General features: G+C 63.4%; 17 protein-coding genes. 10 read left to right on the top strand and 7 right to left on the bottom strand.

The features are described 5' to 3' along the window. Window positions 1–108 precede the first annotated feature (108 nt). The 4 genes from ACMUJL_RS12955 to ACMUJL_RS12940 all read left to right on the top strand — a co-directional run bounded on the left by ACMUJL_RS12955 (window position 109) and on the right by ACMUJL_RS12940 (window position 3,173). Window positions 109–1,281 (top strand): thiolase family protein, encoded by a 1,173-nt coding sequence (locus tag ACMUJL_RS12955; RefSeq protein WP_375573655.1) that lies wholly within the window; start codon window positions 109–111, stop codon window positions 1,279–1,281. A gap of 102 nt (window positions 1,282–1,383) precedes the next feature. Continuing rightward, a complete protein-coding gene (locus ACMUJL_RS12950; RefSeq protein WP_068290984.1) occupies window positions 1,384–1,842 on the top strand; it encodes a GAF domain-containing protein in 459 nt (152 codons plus the stop codon). A 21-nt stretch (window positions 1,843–1,863) separates the two neighbouring features. Then, window positions 1,864–2,493, top strand: coding sequence for a LysE family translocator (locus ACMUJL_RS12945; RefSeq protein ID WP_068290983.1), 630 nt, complete (start codon window positions 1,864–1,866; stop codon window positions 2,491–2,493). Window positions 2,494–2,525: 32 nt separating this feature from the next. Next, window positions 2,526–3,173 (top strand): RluA family pseudouridine synthase, encoded by a 648-nt coding sequence (locus ACMUJL_RS12940; protein WP_068290981.1) that lies wholly within the window; start codon window positions 2,526–2,528, stop codon window positions 3,171–3,173. A 4-nt stretch (window positions 3,174–3,177) separates the two neighbouring features. Here the strand turns inward: ACMUJL_RS12940 and ACMUJL_RS12935 are convergent, their stop codons facing one another. Together ACMUJL_RS12935 and nth are read right to left on the bottom strand one after the other, a co-directional pair. Beyond that, on the bottom strand, window positions 3,178–4,164 hold the full coding sequence (locus ACMUJL_RS12935) for an adenosine kinase (protein WP_375573658.1): 987 nt from the start codon (window positions 4,162–4,164) through the stop codon (window positions 3,178–3,180). Further along, window positions 4,161–4,805 (bottom strand): endonuclease III, encoded by a 645-nt coding sequence (gene nth, locus ACMUJL_RS12930; protein ID WP_068290979.1) that lies wholly within the window; start codon window positions 4,803–4,805, stop codon window positions 4,161–4,163. Before nth ends, ACMUJL_RS12935 begins: the two co-directional genes overlap by 4 nt. Before the next feature lie 157 nt (window positions 4,806–4,962). Between nth and ACMUJL_RS12925 the strand changes: the two genes are divergently transcribed. From ACMUJL_RS12925 to ACMUJL_RS12910, 4 genes are all read left to right on the top strand, one after another. Beyond that, complete coding sequence (locus ACMUJL_RS12925; protein ID WP_068290977.1) at window positions 4,963–5,616, top strand: Hint domain-containing protein; 654 nt, start codon at window positions 4,963–4,965, stop codon at window positions 5,614–5,616. A gap of 107 nt (window positions 5,617–5,723) precedes the next feature. Further along, window positions 5,724–6,584 (top strand): methylated-DNA--[protein]-cysteine S-methyltransferase, encoded by an 861-nt coding sequence (locus ACMUJL_RS12920; RefSeq protein ID WP_068290976.1) that lies wholly within the window; start codon window positions 5,724–5,726, stop codon window positions 6,582–6,584. A gap of 148 nt (window positions 6,585–6,732) precedes the next feature. Then, the gene (locus ACMUJL_RS12915) at window positions 6,733–7,395 is read left to right on the top strand and encodes an OmpA family protein (RefSeq protein WP_068290975.1); all 663 of its coding nucleotides are present in this window, start codon (window positions 6,733–6,735) and stop codon (window positions 7,393–7,395) included. A gap of 172 nt (window positions 7,396–7,567) precedes the next feature. Continuing rightward, complete coding sequence (locus ACMUJL_RS12910; RefSeq protein ID WP_375573661.1) at window positions 7,568–8,113, top strand: NADPH-dependent FMN reductase; 546 nt, start codon at window positions 7,568–7,570, stop codon at window positions 8,111–8,113. Window positions 8,114–8,133: 20 nt separating this feature from the next. Here the strand turns inward: ACMUJL_RS12910 and ACMUJL_RS12905 are convergent, their stop codons facing one another. The 4 genes from ACMUJL_RS12905 to ACMUJL_RS12890 form a co-directional block, all read right to left on the bottom strand. After that, window positions 8,134–8,733, bottom strand: a complete 600-nt coding sequence (locus ACMUJL_RS12905; protein WP_375573903.1) for a LolA family protein — start codon at window positions 8,731–8,733, stop codon at window positions 8,134–8,136. 110 nt (window positions 8,734–8,843) lie between these two features. After that, window positions 8,844–11,954, bottom strand: a complete 3,111-nt coding sequence (locus tag ACMUJL_RS12900) for a DNA translocase FtsK (protein WP_375573663.1) — start codon at window positions 11,952–11,954, stop codon at window positions 8,844–8,846. A 16-nt stretch (window positions 11,955–11,970) separates the two neighbouring features. Continuing rightward, complete coding sequence (locus ACMUJL_RS12895; protein WP_416914304.1) at window positions 11,971–13,149, bottom strand: aminotransferase class I/II-fold pyridoxal phosphate-dependent enzyme; 1,179 nt, start codon at window positions 13,147–13,149, stop codon at window positions 11,971–11,973. Between the two features lie 169 nt (window positions 13,150–13,318). After that, window positions 13,319–14,647, bottom strand: a complete 1,329-nt coding sequence (locus ACMUJL_RS12890) for an amidase (protein ID WP_375573665.1) — start codon at window positions 14,645–14,647, stop codon at window positions 13,319–13,321. A gap of 89 nt (window positions 14,648–14,736) precedes the next feature. On the opposite strand from ACMUJL_RS12890, the gene ACMUJL_RS12885 reads away from it, so the two are divergent. After that, window positions 14,737–15,957: a UbiH/UbiF/VisC/COQ6 family ubiquinone biosynthesis hydroxylase gene (locus ACMUJL_RS12885; RefSeq protein ID WP_375573667.1), complete on the top strand. Its 1,221-nt coding sequence runs from the start codon at window positions 14,737–14,739 to the stop codon at window positions 15,955–15,957. An 8-nt stretch (window positions 15,958–15,965) separates the two neighbouring features. Here ACMUJL_RS12885 and ACMUJL_RS12880 read toward each other — a convergent pair whose 3' ends face one another. Beyond that, on the bottom strand, window positions 15,966–16,784 hold the full coding sequence (locus tag ACMUJL_RS12880) for a sulfotransferase family protein (protein ID WP_375573669.1): 819 nt from the start codon (window positions 16,782–16,784) through the stop codon (window positions 15,966–15,968). Between the two features lie 144 nt (window positions 16,785–16,928). On the opposite strand from ACMUJL_RS12880, the gene ACMUJL_RS12875 reads away from it, so the two are divergent. After that, on the top strand, window positions 16,929–18,506 hold the full coding sequence (locus ACMUJL_RS12875) for a DUF5928 domain-containing protein (RefSeq protein ID WP_375573671.1): 1,578 nt from the start codon (window positions 16,929–16,931) through the stop codon (window positions 18,504–18,506).

Below are 18,506 nucleotides of genomic sequence, written 5' to 3'. Positions count from 1 at the left end.
GCTGCAATTTCGACCTCGCAACGCTAGACGGGATTCCTTACCATTCGGTATGCAGGGACCAGCCGCAGCGCGGGCCAGACCGCAGGAACGACAAAAGGGAGATCCACCATGAAAACCGTAGTGATCGCAGGGGCCGCACGAACCCCGATGGGTGGCTTTCAGGGCGTGTTCAACGGAATCGAAGCATCCGTTCTGGGCGGTGCCGCGATCAAGGCAGCCCTGTCCGATGCGGGAACCGGCACCGTGGACGAGGTTCTGATGGGCTGCGTCCTGCCCGCAGGCCAGGGCCAGGCACCGGCTCGCCAGGCCGGATTCGTCGGCGGACTGGGCGAAGAGGTGCCCGCCACCACGCTCAACAAGATGTGCGGCTCCGGCATGAAGGCCGCGATGATCGCCTTCGACCAGATCGCGCTGGGACATGCGAACACGATGATCGCGGGCGGCATGGAAAGCATGTCGAACGCGCCCTACCTGCTGCCCCAGATGCGCGGCGGGGCCAGGATCGGCCATGGCCAGGTGATCGATCACATGTTCCTCGACGGGCTGGAAGATGCCTATGACAAGGGGCGCCTGATGGGCACCTTCGCCGAGGATTGCGCCGAAACCTTCCAGTTTACGCGCGAGGCGCAGGACGCCTATGCGCTGGCGTCCCTGTCGAACGCGCTCGAGGCGCAGGCGTCCGGCGCCTTCTCGCGCGAAATCGCCCCCGTGGCGCTGGCCACCCGCACCGGCCAGATCACGGTCGAGGCCGATGAACAGCCCGCCAAGGCCAAACCCGAGAAGATCCCGCAGCTCAAACCCGCCTTCCGCAAGGATGGCACCGTCACGGCGGCCAATTCCTCGTCCATCTCCGATGGTGCCGCGGCCCTCGTGCTGGCCTCGGAAGACGCGGCAAGGGCGCAAGGGATGAACATCCGCGCGCGGATTCTTGGCCATGCCAGCCACGCGCAGGCGCCGGGCCTCTTCACCACTGCGCCCGTGCCCGCGGCACAAAAGCTGCTCAAGCGCATCGGCTGGAGCGTGGATGACGTCGACCTTTGGGAGGTGAACGAGGCCTTCGCCGTCGTCCCCATGGCCTTCATGCAGGTAATGGGCATCCCCCGCGACAAGCTGAACGTGAACGGCGGCGCCTGCGCGCTGGGTCACCCGATCGGCGCCTCCGGCGCACGCATCATGGTGACGCTTCTGAACGCGCTGGAGACACGGGGGCTGAAACGCGGTGTCGCGGCCATCTGCATCGGCGGCGGCGAAGGCACGGCCATCGCGATCGAGCGGGTCTGACCCCGGTTTCTTCTTGCCCGAAATATCCTCGGGGGAGCCGTTCAACGCAGTTGGGCGGCGGGGGCGGAAGCCCCCATTTCTCCTGTCCATGAAAGCCACGCCATGCCTGTCAACTACACGGACCTTGCCACGACCATCAAAGCCCTGACCGAGGGCGAGACCGATACAGTCTCGCTCATGGCCACGGTCACCTGCGAGGTGCACCACAGCGACGACCGTTTCGACTGGACCGGGTTCTACCGGGTGACCGCACCGGAGCTGCTGAAGATCGGGCCCTATCAGGGCGGTCACGGCTGCCTGGTGATTCCGTTTTCGCGCGGTGTTTGCGGTGCTGCGGCACGGACGGGCCAGATCCAGCTGGTCGCCGATGTCGAGGCTTTTCCCGGTCACATCGCATGCTCGTCTTCGACCCGTTCGGAAATCGTGCTGCCCGTGTTCAATGCCGCAGGCAAGTTGCTGGGCGTGTTCGACATCGACAGCGACCAACCCGACGCCTTCACCGAAGATGACGCAAGCGCGTTGCAATCCATCCTGGCCGATGTCTTCAGCGATGCAGAGTGACGGCACCCGTACCGGTGACGCATGAGCTTCGAGGGCTGGACCGTCTTTGCCCTGTTCTGGGTGGTCTTCGTCACCACCCCGGGTCCGAATGCCGTGAATTGCATCACCAATGGCATGACCCATGGTTTCGCACGCAGCCTCTGGGGTGTGTTGGGAATCCTGACACAGGCCACGTTGTTCCTCTGCCTGTCGGCCCTGGGTGTGACGGCCCTGATCGCGGCATCGCCCCAGGCCTTCGGCATCGCCAAGCTGGCAGGTGCGGCCGTGCTGATCTGGCTGGGCCTGCGCGGCTGGATGAATGCAGGCAAACCGGCACCGGCGATCACGCCACATCCGGGATCGATCTATTCCCGCGCCTTCATGATCGCCACGATCAACCCCAAAAGCGTGGCGGGCTATCTGGCCGCCTTCAGCCAGTTCGTGCAACCCGATGTACCGATCACCGCGCAGATGTGGGCGATCTTTCCCACCGCCCTGCTGATCACCGCAGCCAGCTATTGCACCTATACCGCGCTTGGCGCCCTGCTGGGGCGCGCCGCCTTGGGGGCGGTGTTCAACATCTGGCTCAGGCGCGGCATGGCGCTTTGCTTTGTCGTCTACGGTGTGCTGCTGGGTCTGTCATCGCCGCCCACACCGCCCGGCGGGGGTTGAACCCGCAGGGCGGATACGCCACTTGAGGGCGCATGGACACCGCATACTCACCCCCGACAGACCCCCTGCACATCCTACATGAGGATCACGAGATCGTCGTTCTGGACAAGCCTGCGGGGCTTCTGTCCGTGCCCGGACGCGGGCCGGATCTGGCCGACTGCCTGATCACCCGGCTTCAGGGCATCTTCCCCCAGGCCTTGCTGGTGCACAGGCTGGACCGCGACACATCTGGCGTGATCGTCTTTGCCCTGACCCCGCATGCCCAGCGCAACCTGTCGATGCAATTCGAGGAAAAGCGCACCAGGAAGACCTATCAGGCGCGTCTTGATGGTCTGCTGGACCCACGTGAAGGCACCGTGGACCTGCCGCTGATCGTGGATTGGGAAAACCGGCCCCGCCAAATGGTCTGCCATGACACAGGCCGCCCGGCCGTGACCGATTGGCGCGTCTTGCGGCATGAGGAAGGCACGACACGTGTGCGCCTGATGCCGCGCACCGGGCGCACCCACCAGTTGCGCGTCCACATGCTGGCCCTGGGGCATGTCATTCTTGGTGACACGATCTATGCGACCGGACCGGCGCGCGATCATGCCCGCCTGATGCTGCACGCAGAGGAGTTGCGCCTTAATCACCCCGAAACCGGGCGCGGCATGACATTCCGCGCGCCGGTTCCGTTCTGACGGATCAGATAAGCCCTGCCTGCTTGAACAGCGCCTGCATGTCCGCCTCGGGGCGCGCGCCGAAATGGCCGATCACCTCGGCTGCCGCCACGCAACCCATGCGGCCCGACACCTCGAGGCTTTGGCCCGTGGCCAGACCGTACAGGAAACCGGCCGCAAACTGATCGCCCGCCCCTGTGGCATCGACCGGCACCACCTCGGTCACGGGCACGCTGACCATCTGGTCACCCTCGACCAGCACGACATCATGACCGGACCGGGTGCAGACGATCAGCCCGGATTCGGCCGCCGCCTGTTCCAGCGCCGCGCCAAGGTCATCGGTCTCGTAAAGCGATTTCCATTCGTGCTCGTTGCCGATCACGTAGTCGAGGGATGTGACCAGACGCCGGAAATCGGCCCGGTGGCGATCGACGCAAAACGGATCGGACAGCGCGATGCCAGCCTTTCCGCCACCCTTCCGGCAGGCGGCGGCGGCAGCCTCGAACGCCTCCTTGCCCTTGGGCTTGTCGTAAAGATAGCCCTCAAGGAACAGGATCGCGGCATTCCCGGCCACATCGGCGGGCACGTCATCGGGGCCCAACTCGGCCGAGATACCAAGGTAGGTATTCATCGACCGCTCGCCATCGGGCGAGACGAAGATCATGCTGCGCGAGGTGGGCAACTCGCCCCCCGCTACCGGGTCATTGACGAAATCCGTGCCGCCCTTGGCCATTTCATCGGCATAGAACCGGCCCAGCGCATCGTCATGGACACGCCCGATGAAAGCGGTCTGCAGACCCAGGTTGCCCAGGCCCGCCAGCGTATTGGCAACCGATCCGCCGGGCGCCTGGCGCCGGTTCTGCATCGCGTCATACAGCAGCTCTCCGCGCTCCTGCTCGACCAGTTGCATGATCCCTTTCTGGATACCCATACGGTCAAGGAAAGCATCATCGGACTGGCTGATGACATCGACGATGGCGTTGCCGATACCGACAACTTGGTAGGTTTTCATGGGGTCTTCTCCTCGTACTGGCACAGATCGCGGATCAGGCAAGCGTTGCATTTGGGTTTGCGCGCGACACAGGTATAGCGGCCATGCAGGATCAGCCAGTGATGGGCATGGTGCTGGAAATCGGCAGGAATATTATCTTCGATCGCGCGCTCGACCGCGTTCACATCCTTGCCCGGACAGATGCCGGTGCGGTTGCCGACACGGAAGATATGCGTATCCACAGCCTGCGAAGGCATGCCCCACCACATGTTCAACACGACATTGGCGGTCTTGCGCCCTACACCGGGCAGCGATTGCAGCGCGGCACGGGAATTGGGCACTTCTCCGCCATAGTCATCCACAAGGATCCGGCTGAGCTTGATGACGTTCTTGGCCTTGTTGCGATAAAGCCCGATGGTCTTGATATGTTCGATCAGGCCTTCTTCGCCCAGGTCCAGCATCTTCTGCGGCGTGTCGGCGATCTGGAACAGCGCGCGGGTGGCGCGGTTCACGCCGACATCGGTGGCCTGCGCGCTGAGTGCCACGGCGACAACCAGCGTGTAGGCGTTGACATGCTCCAGCTCTCCCTTCGGCTCGGGATCGGCCGCCTGGAAGCGGGTGAAGATGTCGCGAAGCGCGTGATAACCAAGTTGCTGCACCATGACCGGTCTATGCCCTGACTGACTTTGCCCGACAAGAGCCACCTGCGCTTTAACCGCCCATGGCAGGCGCAATGCAGGTTTTCTTGCGGGCTTCACGGTCAATTAACGTGACTGCGGCAAAGTCCATAGCGGGGAATCAACAGGATGCGAGGATGCGATGCGCGCGGATACAAACATCAGCGTGACCGATGCGCTGGACAACGGCCGGCAGTCCGGGATCGGACCGGGGGCCATCGTTCTGACAGCCGATGGGGAACTGCCGGTCGAATGGCTGTCGGTCGGCGACATGCTGGTGACCCGCGACAACGGCGCGCAGCCGGTCCTGGCCATCGTGCGCCAGCGCGGCCTGACGGCATGCGGCACGGTACTTCCCGATCCCGTCGTTCTTTTCCCCGGCGATTGCGTCACGACCGTCAAACCCTGGGAAAAGCTGCGCCTGGCCCCCGGTCATCGCGTGCTCTTGCGGACGTCACTGGTGCAACAGACCTTCGGGCTTGACGAGGCGTTGGCGCGGCCGGGCGATCTGACGCGACGGCGCGCGCCGCGGCCTGATCCCGCGATGGGACCGCTGACCTATTTTCATCTGATCATGCCGCGGCATGAATTGATCATGGCCGGCGGTCTCTGGCTGGAAAGCACCTGTCCGGACATGGTCAGGCGGCTGGGCAAGGACGTGCCCCCGGCGGCGGCGCAAAGCCTTCTGGCCAGACCGCAACAGACGGTGCGTCCAAGCCTTACGTCACATCAGGCCAGCCTGCTGCGCCAAAGCATGCCGCGCGACCTGTCCCTGACAGACCTGTTCGCCGCCTGACCCCGGCCTGCGATTGCGCGCACGCCGCAGAAACCGCAACATTCGGGTCGCGACAGGATGCGGCCTTGGGCTAGGATCACGGAGGAAGAACAGGAAAGTCAGGCCCCATGACAGCTCATGCAGTTCCCGATCCCGCGCCAACAGACAGCGGCAGCTACCATTACAACGTGATGCGTCGGGCCATCGACATCATCGACAGCGCCGACACGCCCCTGCCGCTGGATGAACTGGCGGCCAGGCTGGGGATGAGCGCACCGCATTTCCAGCGGGTCTTTTCCGCTTGGGTCGGTGTCTCGCCCAAGCGCTATCAGCAATACCTTGCGCTGGATCATGCGCGGTTCCTGCTGTCGCAACGAATGACCACGCTTGAGGCGGCGCTTGGTGCCGGGCTGTCCGGATCAAGCCGCCTGCATGATCTGTTCCTGCGCTGGGAAGCGATGAGCCCCGGCGAATTCGCCAAGGGCGGCGCGGGTCTGACGATATGGCATGGCTGGTTCGACAGCCCCTTCGGCGAGGTGCTGGCCATGGGCACCACACGCGGCCTGTGCGGTCTGGCCTTCAGTGCGGAAACCGGGCGGGACGCGGCCATGGATGACATGACCGCCCGCTGGCCCGCAGCAACCTTCGTGCCGGATCCCGATCCGCTGCGTGCCTGGGTCACTGCCGCCTTCGGCGGTCAGGGTGAGGCGGCGTTGCATCTGATCGGCGCCCCCTTCCAGATCAAGGTCTGGGAGGCACTTCTGGCCATACCCTCGGGACATGTAACGACCTATTCCGAACTGGCAAGCGCGGTGGGCCATCCGCGCGCGGTCCGCGCCGTGGGCACGGCAGTCGGGCGCAATCCGGTCAGCTGGCTGATCCCCTGCCACCGCGCCTTGCGGAAATCCGGCGGGCTTGGCGGCTATCACTGGGGCCTTCCCGTCAAACGCTCGATGCTGGCCTATGAGGCGGCACGCACGGACGCCTGATCGCGTCGGATTGCGGCTTGCCCGATCACTTCTGCCTGATCATGGGCGAATTCCCGCCCAATGCGGACCCGGCGCCGCTTGGGTGGAAAGAAAGCTTCGGCTATAACGTTGTCAGGCAGAAATGCAGCATTCAATCGAGAGGCATAGAATGATCCGAGCTCAAAAACCCCTTCTGCTGCTGGCAGGACTTTCGCTGGTGACCGTGACGGCCTGTACGGAACCGACCGGATTGGGCGATCCGAACGATCCCAACCGCAACACCCGCCAGGGTGCTGTCCTCGGCGGCGTGCTGGGCGCGGCGACGGGTGCGATCGTCAGCGACAACCGCGCCCGCGGCGCGGTGATCGGCGGCATCCTCGGGGCCGGTACGGGCGCCATCGTGGGCAACAACCTCGACAAGCAGGAAGCCGAACTGCGGCGCGACCTGGGGAACCAGGCGCGCATCACGAACACGGGCGACCGGCTGATCGTGTCCATGCCCCAGGACATTCTTTTCGCCACCGACAGCGCGACCCTGCGCCCGGACCTGCAAGGTGATCTGCGGACGATCGCCAGCAGCCTGAACAGCTATCCCGACACCACGATCCAGGTGGTCGGCCATACCGACAACACCGGGACCGCCGCCTATAACCAGTCGCTGTCCGAGCGTCGCGCGGGCGCTGTCGCCGGCGTATTGATCGGTTCCGGCGTCTCGGCCGGTCGTATCCGCACCTTCGGCGCGGGCGAGGATCAGCCGATCGCATCGAACCTGACACCGGAAGGCCGCGCGCAGAACCGCCGCGTGGAAATCGTGATCGTTCCGAACCAGTAAGACCGTCAGGCAGTCTTGCCCACCATAGAACGCTCCGCCTGCCCGGCGGGGCGTTTCGCGTCCATGATACCTTGCGTGCGATCACAAGCCATCTGCGCGCCTGCACCTTGTCCCTTTGCCCGAAAGGCTTAGGTCGACGGCCAGTATCCGAAACTGAACAAGAGTGATTTGCATGTCCCATCCGACCCTTCTGGGAATCTCCGGCTCCTTGCGGGCAGACTCCTTCAACCGCAAGCTGCTGGCCGAAGCCGCGCGCCTTTACGGCGATGCCACCTATATCGAGGCGGATTTGAACCTGCCGCTCTATGACGGAGACCTGGAAGAGGCCGAAGGGATCCCCGCCGCCGTGCAAAAGCTTGCCGACCAGATCGCTGCAGCGGATGCCGTGCTGATTTCGACCCCGGAATACAACAAGGGCATTTCAGGGGTTCTGAAGAACGCGCTGGATTGGGTCAGCCGGACCAAACCATCGCCCTGGCCGGGCAAACCCGTGGCAATCCTGTCCGCCACAGCCGGACGCGCCGGGGGCGAACGCGCCCAGGTGATGTTGCGCAATTGCATGGTGGCATTCCGTCCGCGCATCCTGCAGGGCCCCGAGATGCTGCTGGCGCAGACATCCGAACAGTTCGACGGGAACGGGCATCTGACGGGCGAGATCTACATCAAGACCCTCACGGATCTGATGCAGGCGCTGCGGGCCGAAATCGCGCGCGGCTGACCGCCACGCCGCGCCGTGGATCAGCGATCCTGCGCGCGGCGATCGGCTTCGCGTTGAATATCGAAAAGACGTGCCGCCAGCGAAGTGCCTGTCCGCAGTTCGCCCAGCACCACGGTGGTGCTGTTTCCGGCATCATCGTTGATGACCCATTGACGCAGCTGGATCGGATTATCCGTGAAAACCAGCTGGATATTGCCCAGATCGGGATTCTGGGGATCCTGCGCCGTCACCGTCGTCGCGGTGCCGTCATAGCTGTGCCCGCGTACCATGCGCGCCTGTTCAAGGTTCACACGGTCGGCAAGGATGATCGACAAGGGTGTGCGCGACAGCGGATAGGTCTCGGGTCCGGTGTTAGACTTGGGATCGAAAATCGCCACGCTGCCAGACCCGGCAAGCACAAGCGTGCTGTCGGGGGGCGCATATTCGAAGCGGATATTGCCCGGCCGACTGATGTAGATCGTCCCGGTCGAGATGCTGCCATCGCCGTTGATCTGGGTGAAGGCCCCGGTCGCGGTACGCATGCTGTTGAGGTATTGGGACAGGGCCGACAGCGGAAGTTTTTCCGCCGCCGCCGGAACGGCCATCGCCATCACAAGGACAGGGGCCGCAAGAAAACGCATCATGTTCATGCTTTGGATATAACCCCGTTTGCCCTGTTCTGCACGGCCTGCCGCGTCACAAAGACGAGACACCGCCGAGAGGCCGCCGTGATCGGCAGGCCACCCGGCAATCAGCGTTCCGGCACCAGGACTTCACGCTTGCCCACATGGTTGGCGGGGCTGACGACCCCCTCTTCTTCCATCTGTTCGACCAGGCGCGCCGCCTTGTTGTAACCGATGGCCAGCTTGCGCTGGATGTAGGAGGTCGAGCATTTGCGATCCTTGATCACGATCGCCACGGCCGTGTCGTAAAGCGCGTCTTCCAGATCGGTGTTGCCGCCGCTTGCCAGACCAAGCACCGCATCGATATCGGCTTCGCGATCCTCGTCCGGGCCGTCCAGCACGGAATTCATGTATTCCGGCGGCCCGAAAGCCTTGAGGTGGTTCACGACCTCTTCAACCTCTTCGTCACTGACAAAGGGACCGTGGCAGCGTGTGATCTTGGCGCCACCCGCCATGTAAAGCATGTCGCCCATCCCCAGAAGCTGCTCGGCGCCCATTTCGCCCAGGATGGTGCGGCTGTCGATCTTGCTGGTGACCTGGAACGAAATCCGGGTCGGGAAGTTCGCCTTGATCGTGCCGGTGATCACATCGACCGAAGGGCGCTGCGTCGCCATGATCAGGTGAATGCCCGAGGCCCGCGCCATCTGCGCCAGACGCTGGATGCAGGCTTCGATCTCTTTGCCGGCGACCATCATCAGGTCGGCCATCTCGTCGACGATGACGACGATATAGGGCATCTTTTCAGGCATCAGCTCTTCGGTTTCGAAGACCGGCTCGCCGGTTTCATCGTCAAAGCCGGTCTGGACCGTGCGGCTGAACATCTCGCCCTTGGCAAGCGCATCCGCCACGCGGCTGTTGTAGCCGTCGATGTTGCGCACGCCCATCTTGGACATCTTGCGATAACGTTCTTCCATCTCGCCCACGACCCATTTCAGGGCGACGACCGCCTTTTTCGGGTCGGTCACGACAGGCGAAAGAAGATGCGGAATCCCGTCATAGACGCTGAGTTCCAGCATCTTGGGGTCGATCATGATCAGGCGGCATTCCTCGGGTGTCAGGCGATAGAGCAGCGACAGGATCATCGTGTTGATCGCCACGGATTTACCCGACCCCGTGGTCCCCGCGATCAAGAGGTGGGGCATCTTGGCCAGGTTCGCGACGATGGGATCGCCACCGATATCCTTGCCCAGCGCCAGCGGCAGCTTCATGTTGCTGTCGCCATAGTCGCGGGCCGACAGGATCTCGCGCAGGACCACCTTTTCGCGATTCTCGTTGGGCAGTTCGATCCCGATCACGGTGCGTCCGGGCACGGTCGAGACTCGTGCAGAAAGGGCGGACATGGAGCGCGCGATATCATCGGCCAGACCGATCACGCGGCTGGCCTTGAGGCCCGGCGCGGGTTCCAGTTCGTACATGGTCACGACGGGACCGGGGCGGACCGAAACGATATCGCCTTTGACGCCGTAGTCATCCAGCACGGATTCCAGCATCCTTGCGTTCTGCTCCAGCGCCTCGTCGCTCAAGTGATGGCGCTGGATCAGCGCGGGGTTGGACAGCAGCGACAGCGGCGGCAATTCATAGGCCGTGTCATCCTCGTCGAATTTCAGTGTGGGCTGCGCCTCGGCACGGGCGCGGGTCGACGGCTGCACGGGCTTGCGCGGCGGATGTTGTACCACGCTCCGGGGTTGGGCCACGGGGATAGGCATCGGTTGCGGCGCTGGCACCGGGTCGGCCTGATAGGTCTGCACCTGCCAGATATCATCGTCGGCGTCATCCATGGGATCGAAACCCGCATCCCGGGCCGGGTCATAGGAATCATCGAAGATGTTCGGCTCGTAATCATCGCTGTCCTGCGACCAAGCGGCCGGCGCCTGCATCGTCGCGGCGGTGCCTGCCGCAACGACGGTCGAGGCGGCGACCACACCTTTGTGCGCCGCGGTCAGCGGTGGCTCTGCCTTGAGGCCTACAGGCCGCGCCGGGTTGAACACAAGCGGATCAGGGCCACGGCCACGGCCCCGCGTCAGCGGCGCATGTTGCACGGGGGCCAAGGGCGCCACGGGGCGCACGCGCGACTTGATCACATCGGCGATCTTGGCACGGATGCGGTCATCGCCGGGCATGATGTCATGCCCCTCGTCATATGCGGCGTGATGGGTTTCCACCAGTTCGGGTTCTGGCATCGCCTCGGCGCGGCGGCCAAAACCGGGCACGCGCGACAGCAGGCCCGTCTTGATCTTGCCGATGGGACCGGCAGGCTGGTCATAAGGATCAACCTCATCCTGCCAGGTGTCATCCTCGCTCCAGTGGGCGGGGGCCGCCGGCGCGGGCGGCAGATCGTTGCGACGCGCAACAAGGGGCGCGCGGCTGGATTGCGGCATGGCCGCTTGCTGCGAGGGGTCATGCGGCGCGGCATGGGCAGCCTGCGTTTCGGCCCAAGCAGCGGCTTCCTCGGCCTCGCGGGCGCGGATCAGGCGGCGTTCGGCGGCGCGCGCCTGAACGGATTGCGCCATCTGCACCGTACCCGAGGCACCGCGCCCCATGATCTGCATCAGCCGTGCATAGGACAGGATCATGCTTACCAGAAGAAAACGCCCGATCCGCTTGAGTTCGATCCGGGTGAAGCCCAGCACGAATGCACCAAGCGCCAGCATGCCGACCGCCAGAACCAGCGAGGCCAGCTTGATCCCGACCGTCGAGCCAAGCGGCAAGGCCGTCAGCAGCATCCCCATGATCATGTCGCCAAAGACACCGCCCAGACCGAAATGATGGGTATCCTTCCAGACAGCCCCGGGCACCAGCGATGCCGCATAGACCGAGCACAGCGCCACGGCGATCGGCGCAAAGATCAGACGGCCCATCGCGCGTTCCTCGCCGATATGCAGCGCAAAGCGCAGGCCCCACGCCATCAGCACCAGCGCAATCGCCCAGCTGCCCCAGCCCGCGATCATGAAAAGGGGCGCTGCGATGGTGGCGCCCATCCGGCCCATCCAGTTCTGCACGGGCGCATCGGTCGCCGACAGGAAAGACGGATCAGCGGGATTGTAGGACATGACCATCGCGGCCGCCGCACATCCCAGAACGATCAGGACCAGCCCCAGCAATTCCTTGCCACGCTTTTCGATTGCCGCCTGAACGTCACTGTCGAACAGCGGATCGCGCCCTCGGGTCTGATATGCCATGCCTGCCCTCGTCCTCTTACCCATAGATGCAGTCGCGCAGGGCCGTCAGCCCCGCCTGCATTTCATTGATCGGGGCCACCATGGCGACCCTGATATAACCTTTGCCGGGGTTGTCCCCGTTCACATCGCGGCTCAGATAGGCGCCGGGCAGAACCCTGACCCCGGTCTGCTGCCACAGCTTCAAGGCCGCGGCCTCGCCATCCTCGACAGGCAGCCACAGGAAGAATCCGGCCTCGGGGCCGGCGTAGCTGTTCACACCTGAAAAGATCGCATCGGCGGCAAGATACTTTTCGCCATAAAGCCTGCGGTTCTCGATCACATGCGCCTCGTCGGCCCAAACCGTCTGCGAGGCAATCTGCAGCGGCAGGGGGATCGGCGTGCCGGAATAGGCGCGCAACTGGCGGGCACGGGCGATGCTTTGCGGACCACCCGCCATGAAGCCCGACCGCAGTCCCGGCAGGTTCGACCGTTTCGACAGCGAATGAAAGATCACGACGCGTTCGGGATCGGCGCCCATCTCGGCTGCGACTTCAATCGCACCCACGGGGGCATCGCCGCGATAAATCTCGGAATAGCATTCATCGGCCAAGATCTGGAAATCATACTGCTCTGCCAGCCCGATCAGCGCGCGCCAGTAGTCGCGGCTGGCCACGGCGCCCTGGGGGTTGGCGGGCGAACAGATATAGGCGGCGGCAGTCCGGTTCAGCACCTCGGGGGGCAGGCTTGTGTAATCCGGCAGATAGCCACCGTCACGGGTTGCAGGCACGAAGACGGGTTCGGCCCCGACCGAAATCGCACCGATCATGTAGACCTGGTAGAACGGGTTCGGCATCAGCACCACAGGCTTTGACCCGCCCTTGCGTTCAGGCACCAGCGCCATGCAGGCGTTGTAAAGCCCTTCGCGGCTGCCGTTCAGGGTCATGACCTGGCGTTGCGCATCGATCTGCACACCGTAGCGCCGACCGATCCAGCCACCGATCGTGTCCAGCAATTCGGGCAGGCCGTCATTGGGCGGGTATCGTCCGAAATCCGCGACATTTTCGGCAATGACACGCCCGATCCAGTCGGGAATGGCGTGCTTCGGCTCGCCGATGGTCATATGCACGACCGGACCACCGGGCGCATGCGCGTCCAGAAGCTCCCGCAGACGCGGGAACGCATAGGCCGGTAGGTTCGAGAACCGCTCGGGGAACATGCTTCAACTGCCTCAATCTTCGGGATCGTATCGTCCCGTTTGAGGTCAAACTATCCAACTGCGCGGCTTGCGTCCAGAAAAAGCAGCGCCATTCCGGCCTCTTGTGGCATTTCCGCAAAAGCCATGCGGCAATTATGCCCGACCCGGCACGGCTTGCCCGCGACGCGGCTCAACCAAGTGCGGCCTCTGCCGCCGCAGACAGGCGCAAAAGCCTCTCTTCGGCCATGGGTGCGCCCAGCAACATGAGGCCACATCCGGGTGTGCCCGTCGGCAGGGTCGTGGCGCAAAGCCCCATCAGGTTGCCCGCGCGGGTATTGCGCAGGGTCAGCAGGTTTTCCGTGACGTAATAGTCGTGATCGGCCATCAGACGTTCCAGATTGGGCGGCAGGTTCGGCGCGGTGGGACAGATCACGGCATCGAACCCCGCCATCCGCGCATGCCATGTGCGGCGCCCCGCCTCCAGGCTGCGCCAGGCCGCGACGTAATCGGCACCCGAAAAGGCGGCGCCGCTGCGGAAACGTTCAAGAATCTGGTCGAACATCAGGTGCGGCGCGGCCTCGATCGCATCGCGCCAGATGCCATAGGCCTCGGCGGTAAAGAGGATCGGCGCCAGTTTCAGCGCCTCTGCCAGCTCCGGCGCCTCGACCTCGGTAATGATCGCGCCTGCGGCTTCAAGCCGGGTGACGGCGGACGCAAAGGCATTGGCGGGTCCATCGCGCAGATCATCCATCACGACGGTTTTCAGGACAGCCAATCGGCGTCCGGCAAGGCTGGCGCCCCGCAGATCGGCGGGGGTTCCCCCCTCCAGCGCCGCCAGCATCAGTGCCGCATCCTCGACCGAACGGCACAGCGGGCCAACCGTGTCGAACTTCTCGCACAGGGGCACCACGCCGGCAGAAGACACCCGCCCCGCCGTCGTCTTGAGACCGACAAGATCGTTCCAGGCCGCAGGAATGCGGACAGACCCGCCGGTATCCGTGCCGATCCCGCAAGCCGCCAGCCCGAAGGCTACCGATGTGGCGGCACCAGAACTTGATCCACCCGGCACGGCGGCGTGATCGTTCACATTGGGCGGCGTGGCGGTGATCGGGTTCAGGCCCAACCCGCTGAAAGCCAGCTCGCTGGTGTGGGTCTTGCCCAGGCAAACCAGCCCAGCGCCGGTGGCATTGCGCAGAACCTCTGCGTCGCGCGCAGGCACGCGCCCTTTCAGAAGGGCGGTACCCGCCTCGGTCGCGACGCCTGCGGTATCGAACAGATCCTTCCAGCTGATCGGCACCCCGTCCAGCAACGACAGGCGCAGCCCGGCCCTGGCACGTGTGCGCGCCGCCCCTGCCTCGGCCAGCGCGCGTTCTGGCGTGGTGCGCGCATAAATGCGGGCAGACATCGGATGCGCCGCAATGGCATCAAGATAAGCCTGCGTCAGATCGACGGGATCAAGATCGCCCGCGCCGATGGCCCGCCCATGGTCTGCCGCCGTGCGGCCCAGCCAATCCTGCATGTCATGCCCCCCCCTGTCGACATGATGAAACGGACGGTAGCGGCAGACAGGCGCATGGACAATCCCGCCCATACACCCATATTTGCGCCATGACATATGACAGCGATATCCTGATCGTCGGGGGCGGGCTGAACGGCCCGCTTCTGGCACTTGCCCTGGCCCGATCCGGCCTGACATCCACCGTGATCGACGCCCAGCCGACGGAACGGATGGCTGCCAGCGGGTTTGACGGACGTTCCTACGCGCTGGCGCTCGCCTCGGTGCGGCTGCTGCGCCGGCTTGGCCTTTGGGACAAGCTGGAAGACGATGCCCAACCGATGCTTGAGATCAAGGTCAGCGACGGGCGCGCCGGCGAGGGGCCGCTGTCACCCTTCCGCCTGCATTTCGACCATGCCGAGATCGAAGAAGGCCCGATGGGCCATATGGTCGAGGATCGCCATTTGCGCCAGGCCGTGCTTGCGGCGATCGCGGATCATGCGCTGATCACGCGGTGCAACGCAGAAACCGTTGTGGCGCAAGACATTGACGCGCAGGGCGTGACCCTGACCCTTGCCTCTGGCAAGACCCTGTCGGGGCGCGTCCTTATCGGCGCGGACGGGCGCCGCTCGGGCACGGCGGAACGGGCCGGGATCACCCGGACAGGATGGGATTATGGGCAGACGGCCATGGTCTGTGCCATCGAACATGATCTGCCGCATCATGGCATCGCGCATCAGTTCTTCATGCCGCCCGGCCCGCTGGCGATCCTGCCGCTCAAGGGCAACCGCAGTTCCATCGTCTGGTCGGAAACCCATGACAATGCCGCGTCCTTCAACGCTTTGCCGGATGAGGACTATCTGGCCATGCTGCGTCCACGATTTGGCGATTTCCTGGGCGAGATCAGGCTGGCCGGGGCGCGCTATACCTATCCGCTGAACCTGACGCTTGCCAACAGTTTCATCGCGCCGCGCCTGGCGCTTGTGGGCGATGCCGCCCACGGCGTGCATCCCATCGCGGGGCAGGGTCTGAACGCCGGGCTGCGCGACATCGCGGCACTGGCGCAAGTGATGTCCGAGGCCCGGCAACGTGGCGAGGATATCGCGTCAGAGCTGGTGCTGGAGCGTTATCAGCAATGGCGCCGTTTCGATACGGCCACGCTTGCGCTGGCGACGGACCTGACAAACCGACTGTTCGCCAGTGACAACCCGTTGCTGCGGCTGGGCCGTGACATCGGCATGGGCGTGGTCAACGCGCTGCCCGGGCTGCGCCGTGGCTTCATCCGCGAAGCGGCAGGCCTGACCGGCGACCTGCCCGATCTGATGCGTGCATAACCGCGCAATCAGTCGCCCAGCTTGGCATGCACCTCGTCCAGATCGATCTCGCCCACCGGCATCTTGTTGGCGGGGTTTTCGAAATCGTATTTGAACAGCTCGAAATCGCGCTTGTAGATTTCGTAGACCAGGTGCATCGACAGATCGTCGAAATAATCCTCGACCGGGTGAAGGCGCTTGGGCCCATGCCCCTCGGATTCGTTGAAGCGCGGGATCGCCGCAAGATCGACCTTGTGGGGTGTCTCGATCGAATCCAGCACCTTTTGCATGCCTGCGTTGAACATTTCGGTCCAGAAGATGCTGTCATAGCGGCCACCGTTCACGATGAAGGTGGATACATGCCCCGCCATGGCCGACCAGTGGATATCGGGTTCCATCGGGCGCCGCCAACGGATGGTATCGCGCGCAAATAGCAGGAAGCGGCGTAAGCTGGCAATCTGGTCGAATTCCTGCTTGCCATCCTCGCCGCCGACCTCGATCCCGTATTTCTGGGTCAGCATCGGCACCAGGTTGCCACGATAGCGCCGCCCGTTCCGCTGGATTCCGCAGATCTTGTCAAAGAAGGAAGACAGGATCCGGGTGTAGGGATTGCGCACGCAGGTAAAGGCGTAAGAGCCATGCTCCTTCACGTTCTTCTCGATCAGCGTCTGGCTGTCAGGCTGCGCCCATTTGTGCAGACCGCTGGTGGAATCGTGGATATCCCCGTCAAAAAAGACGCCGTGATCGGAATAGAACAGGATCTGTCCGATAGTCGAGCAGGCGCATTTCGGCACCACGCGGTAGACCACGCTTTCGCTTTCCGTCATCCAGGTGCCCGGAAACCCCATCTGAACCGCCTCCAAAATCTGCGTCTTTTTTATGAGACGTCATATACCAACTTTGCAAAATCGAAAGAAACCCTGTTTATTCATCTTTCGTTGGTCGATAACACTTTAGCGTATACCTGTAACCAGAGGCTTTCGGTTTCCTGAATGGCGAGAATTGCATTCATTCTTCTGTGCCACAAGGACCCCGAAGCGATCATCGCTCAGGCGCAGCGCCTGACGGCGGTGGGCGATTACATGGCCATCCATTTCGATGCGCGCGCCAGTGACAGCCAGTACCGCATGATCCGCGAAGCACTGCGCGACAACCCCAACGTGACCTTCGCGAAGCGGCGGATCAAATGCGGCTGGGGCGCCTGGTCGCTGGTGCAGGCCACGCTGAATGCCGTGCAGGCCGCGGTCGAGGCGTTTCCGCGCGCCACCCATTTCTACATGCTGTCCGGCGATTGCATGGCGATCAAGTCAGCCGAATATGCGCATGACTTCCTGGATGCCGACGATGTCGACTACATCGAAAGTTTCGATTTCCTTGAAAGCGACTGGATCAAGACGGGGATCAAGGAAGAACGTCTGATCTATCGTCACTTCTTCAACGAACGCACCCACAAGCGGCTGTTCTACCTGTCGCTGGACCTTCAGCGGCGGCTGGGTCTGAAACGCCCGATCCCGCATGATCTTCAGGTTCAGATCGGCAGCCAGTGGTGGTGCCTGCGGCGCCGCACGATCGAACGGATCCTCGATTTCGCGCGCAAGCGGCGCGATGTGATGCGCTTTTTCAGCACGACATGGATCCCGGACGAGACTTTTTTCCAGACCCTTGTGCGCCATCTGATCCCCGAATCCGAGATTCGCTGCAGGACGCTGACCTTCCTGATGTTCTCGGATTACGGGATGCCGGTGACCTTCTACAACGATCACTACGATCTGCTGCTCAGCCAGGATTTCCTGTTCGCCCGCAAGATCAGCCCAGGCGCCACCCAGCTGAAGGAACGGCTGGGCGATCTTTACGCGGCCGAAGGGGTGCGCTTTCCCATCTCGAACGAAGGGCGCAGCCTTTTCCAGTTCCTGTCAGGTCGCGGCCGGATCGGGCGGCGCTTCGCCTCGCGGTTCTGGGAAACCGAAAGCACACTTGGCCGCGAACGCGAGCTGCTGATCCTGATCTGCAAGAAATGGCACGTGGCCAAGCGCCTGCTGCACAGGATCAGACAGGTGACCAATGTTCCGGTGATCGAATACCTCTTCAACGAGGAAAGCACATACCTGCCGGATCTCGGCGGCATTCAGTCCAGCCTTGGCAAACGCACAAGACACCGCCGGGCCCTGATGCGGATGCTTTTCGACTACTACGAGACGGACCGGCTGATCGTGTGCATGGACCCCGGCAACCTGGACCTGATCCAGGATTTTTGCGACGATCGGTCCACCACCAGGCTGCTCGAGATCGAGTGCCAGTTCTCCGATGAATACCTGATCGGACATGCCAAGCGGGTGGGCCTTGCCGGTGACCGGACGCCGGCGGAAACCCTGGCGCGGCTTCTGCCGACGATCCGCAACGACATGACCTTCGAAAGCGACCGCATCCTCGACCAGGATTTCGAACATCATCACCGCATCCGCGAAATGGACCCGGTCGATGAGAACGCGGCGAAACTCTCGCAATTCCTTGCCATTTCCCATGACAAGGCGCATGAAATCGCCGCAACCGAATACCTTTTTGCAGACTGA

The organism is Seohaeicola sp., from assembly GCF_048006315.1.
Classification (GTDB): domain Bacteria; phylum Pseudomonadota; class Alphaproteobacteria; order Rhodobacterales; family Rhodobacteraceae; genus Seohaeicola.
The sequence above is the reverse complement of the archived record's forward strand: the minus strand, read 5'-3'. Positions and strand labels throughout refer to the sequence as shown.

Bases quoted from the DNA above. Each gene is read 5' to 3' on its own strand.
- ACMUJL_RS12915 (WP_068290975.1), top strand. From the start codon at position 6,733: ATGATCCGAGCTCAAAAACCCCTTCTGCTGCTGGCAGGACTTTCGCTG.
- ACMUJL_RS12910 (WP_375573661.1), top strand. From the start codon at position 7,568: ATGTCCCATCCGACCCTTCTGGGAATCTCCGGCTCCTTGCGGGCAGAC.
- ACMUJL_RS12955 (WP_375573655.1), top strand. From the start codon at position 109: ATGAAAACCGTAGTGATCGCAGGGGCCGCACGAACCCCGATGGGTGGC.
- ACMUJL_RS12935 (WP_375573658.1), bottom strand. From the start codon at position 4,164: ATGAAAACCTACCAAGTTGTCGGTATCGGCAACGCCATCGTCGATGTC.
- ACMUJL_RS12920 (WP_068290976.1), top strand. From the start codon at position 5,724: ATGACAGCTCATGCAGTTCCCGATCCCGCGCCAACAGACAGCGGCAGC.
- ACMUJL_RS12900 (WP_375573663.1), bottom strand. From the start codon at position 11,954: ATGGCATATCAGACCCGAGGGCGCGATCCGCTGTTCGACAGTGACGTT.
- nth (WP_068290979.1), bottom strand. From the start codon at position 4,805: ATGGTGCAGCAACTTGGTTATCACGCGCTTCGCGACATCTTCACCCGC.
- ACMUJL_RS12945 (WP_068290983.1), top strand. From the start codon at position 1,864: ATGAGCTTCGAGGGCTGGACCGTCTTTGCCCTGTTCTGGGTGGTCTTC.
- ACMUJL_RS12875 (WP_375573671.1), top strand. From the start codon at position 16,929: ATGGCGAGAATTGCATTCATTCTTCTGTGCCACAAGGACCCCGAAGCG.
- ACMUJL_RS12950 (WP_068290984.1), top strand. From the start codon at position 1,384: ATGCCTGTCAACTACACGGACCTTGCCACGACCATCAAAGCCCTGACC.
- ACMUJL_RS12925 (WP_068290977.1), top strand. From the start codon at position 4,963: ATGCGCGCGGATACAAACATCAGCGTGACCGATGCGCTGGACAACGGC.
- ACMUJL_RS12940 (WP_068290981.1), top strand. From the start codon at position 2,526: ATGGACACCGCATACTCACCCCCGACAGACCCCCTGCACATCCTACAT.
- ACMUJL_RS12895 (WP_416914304.1), bottom strand. From the start codon at position 13,149: ATGTTCCCCGAGCGGTTCTCGAACCTACCGGCCTATGCGTTCCCGCGT.
- ACMUJL_RS12890 (WP_375573665.1), bottom strand. From the start codon at position 14,647: ATGCAGGATTGGCTGGGCCGCACGGCGGCAGACCATGGGCGGGCCATC.
- ACMUJL_RS12885 (WP_375573667.1), top strand. From the start codon at position 14,737: ATGACATATGACAGCGATATCCTGATCGTCGGGGGCGGGCTGAACGGC.
- ACMUJL_RS12880 (WP_375573669.1), bottom strand. From the start codon at position 16,784: ATGGGGTTTCCGGGCACCTGGATGACGGAAAGCGAAAGCGTGGTCTAC.
- ACMUJL_RS12905 (WP_375573903.1), bottom strand. From the start codon at position 8,733: ATGCGTTTTCTTGCGGCCCCTGTCCTTGTGATGGCGATGGCCGTTCCG.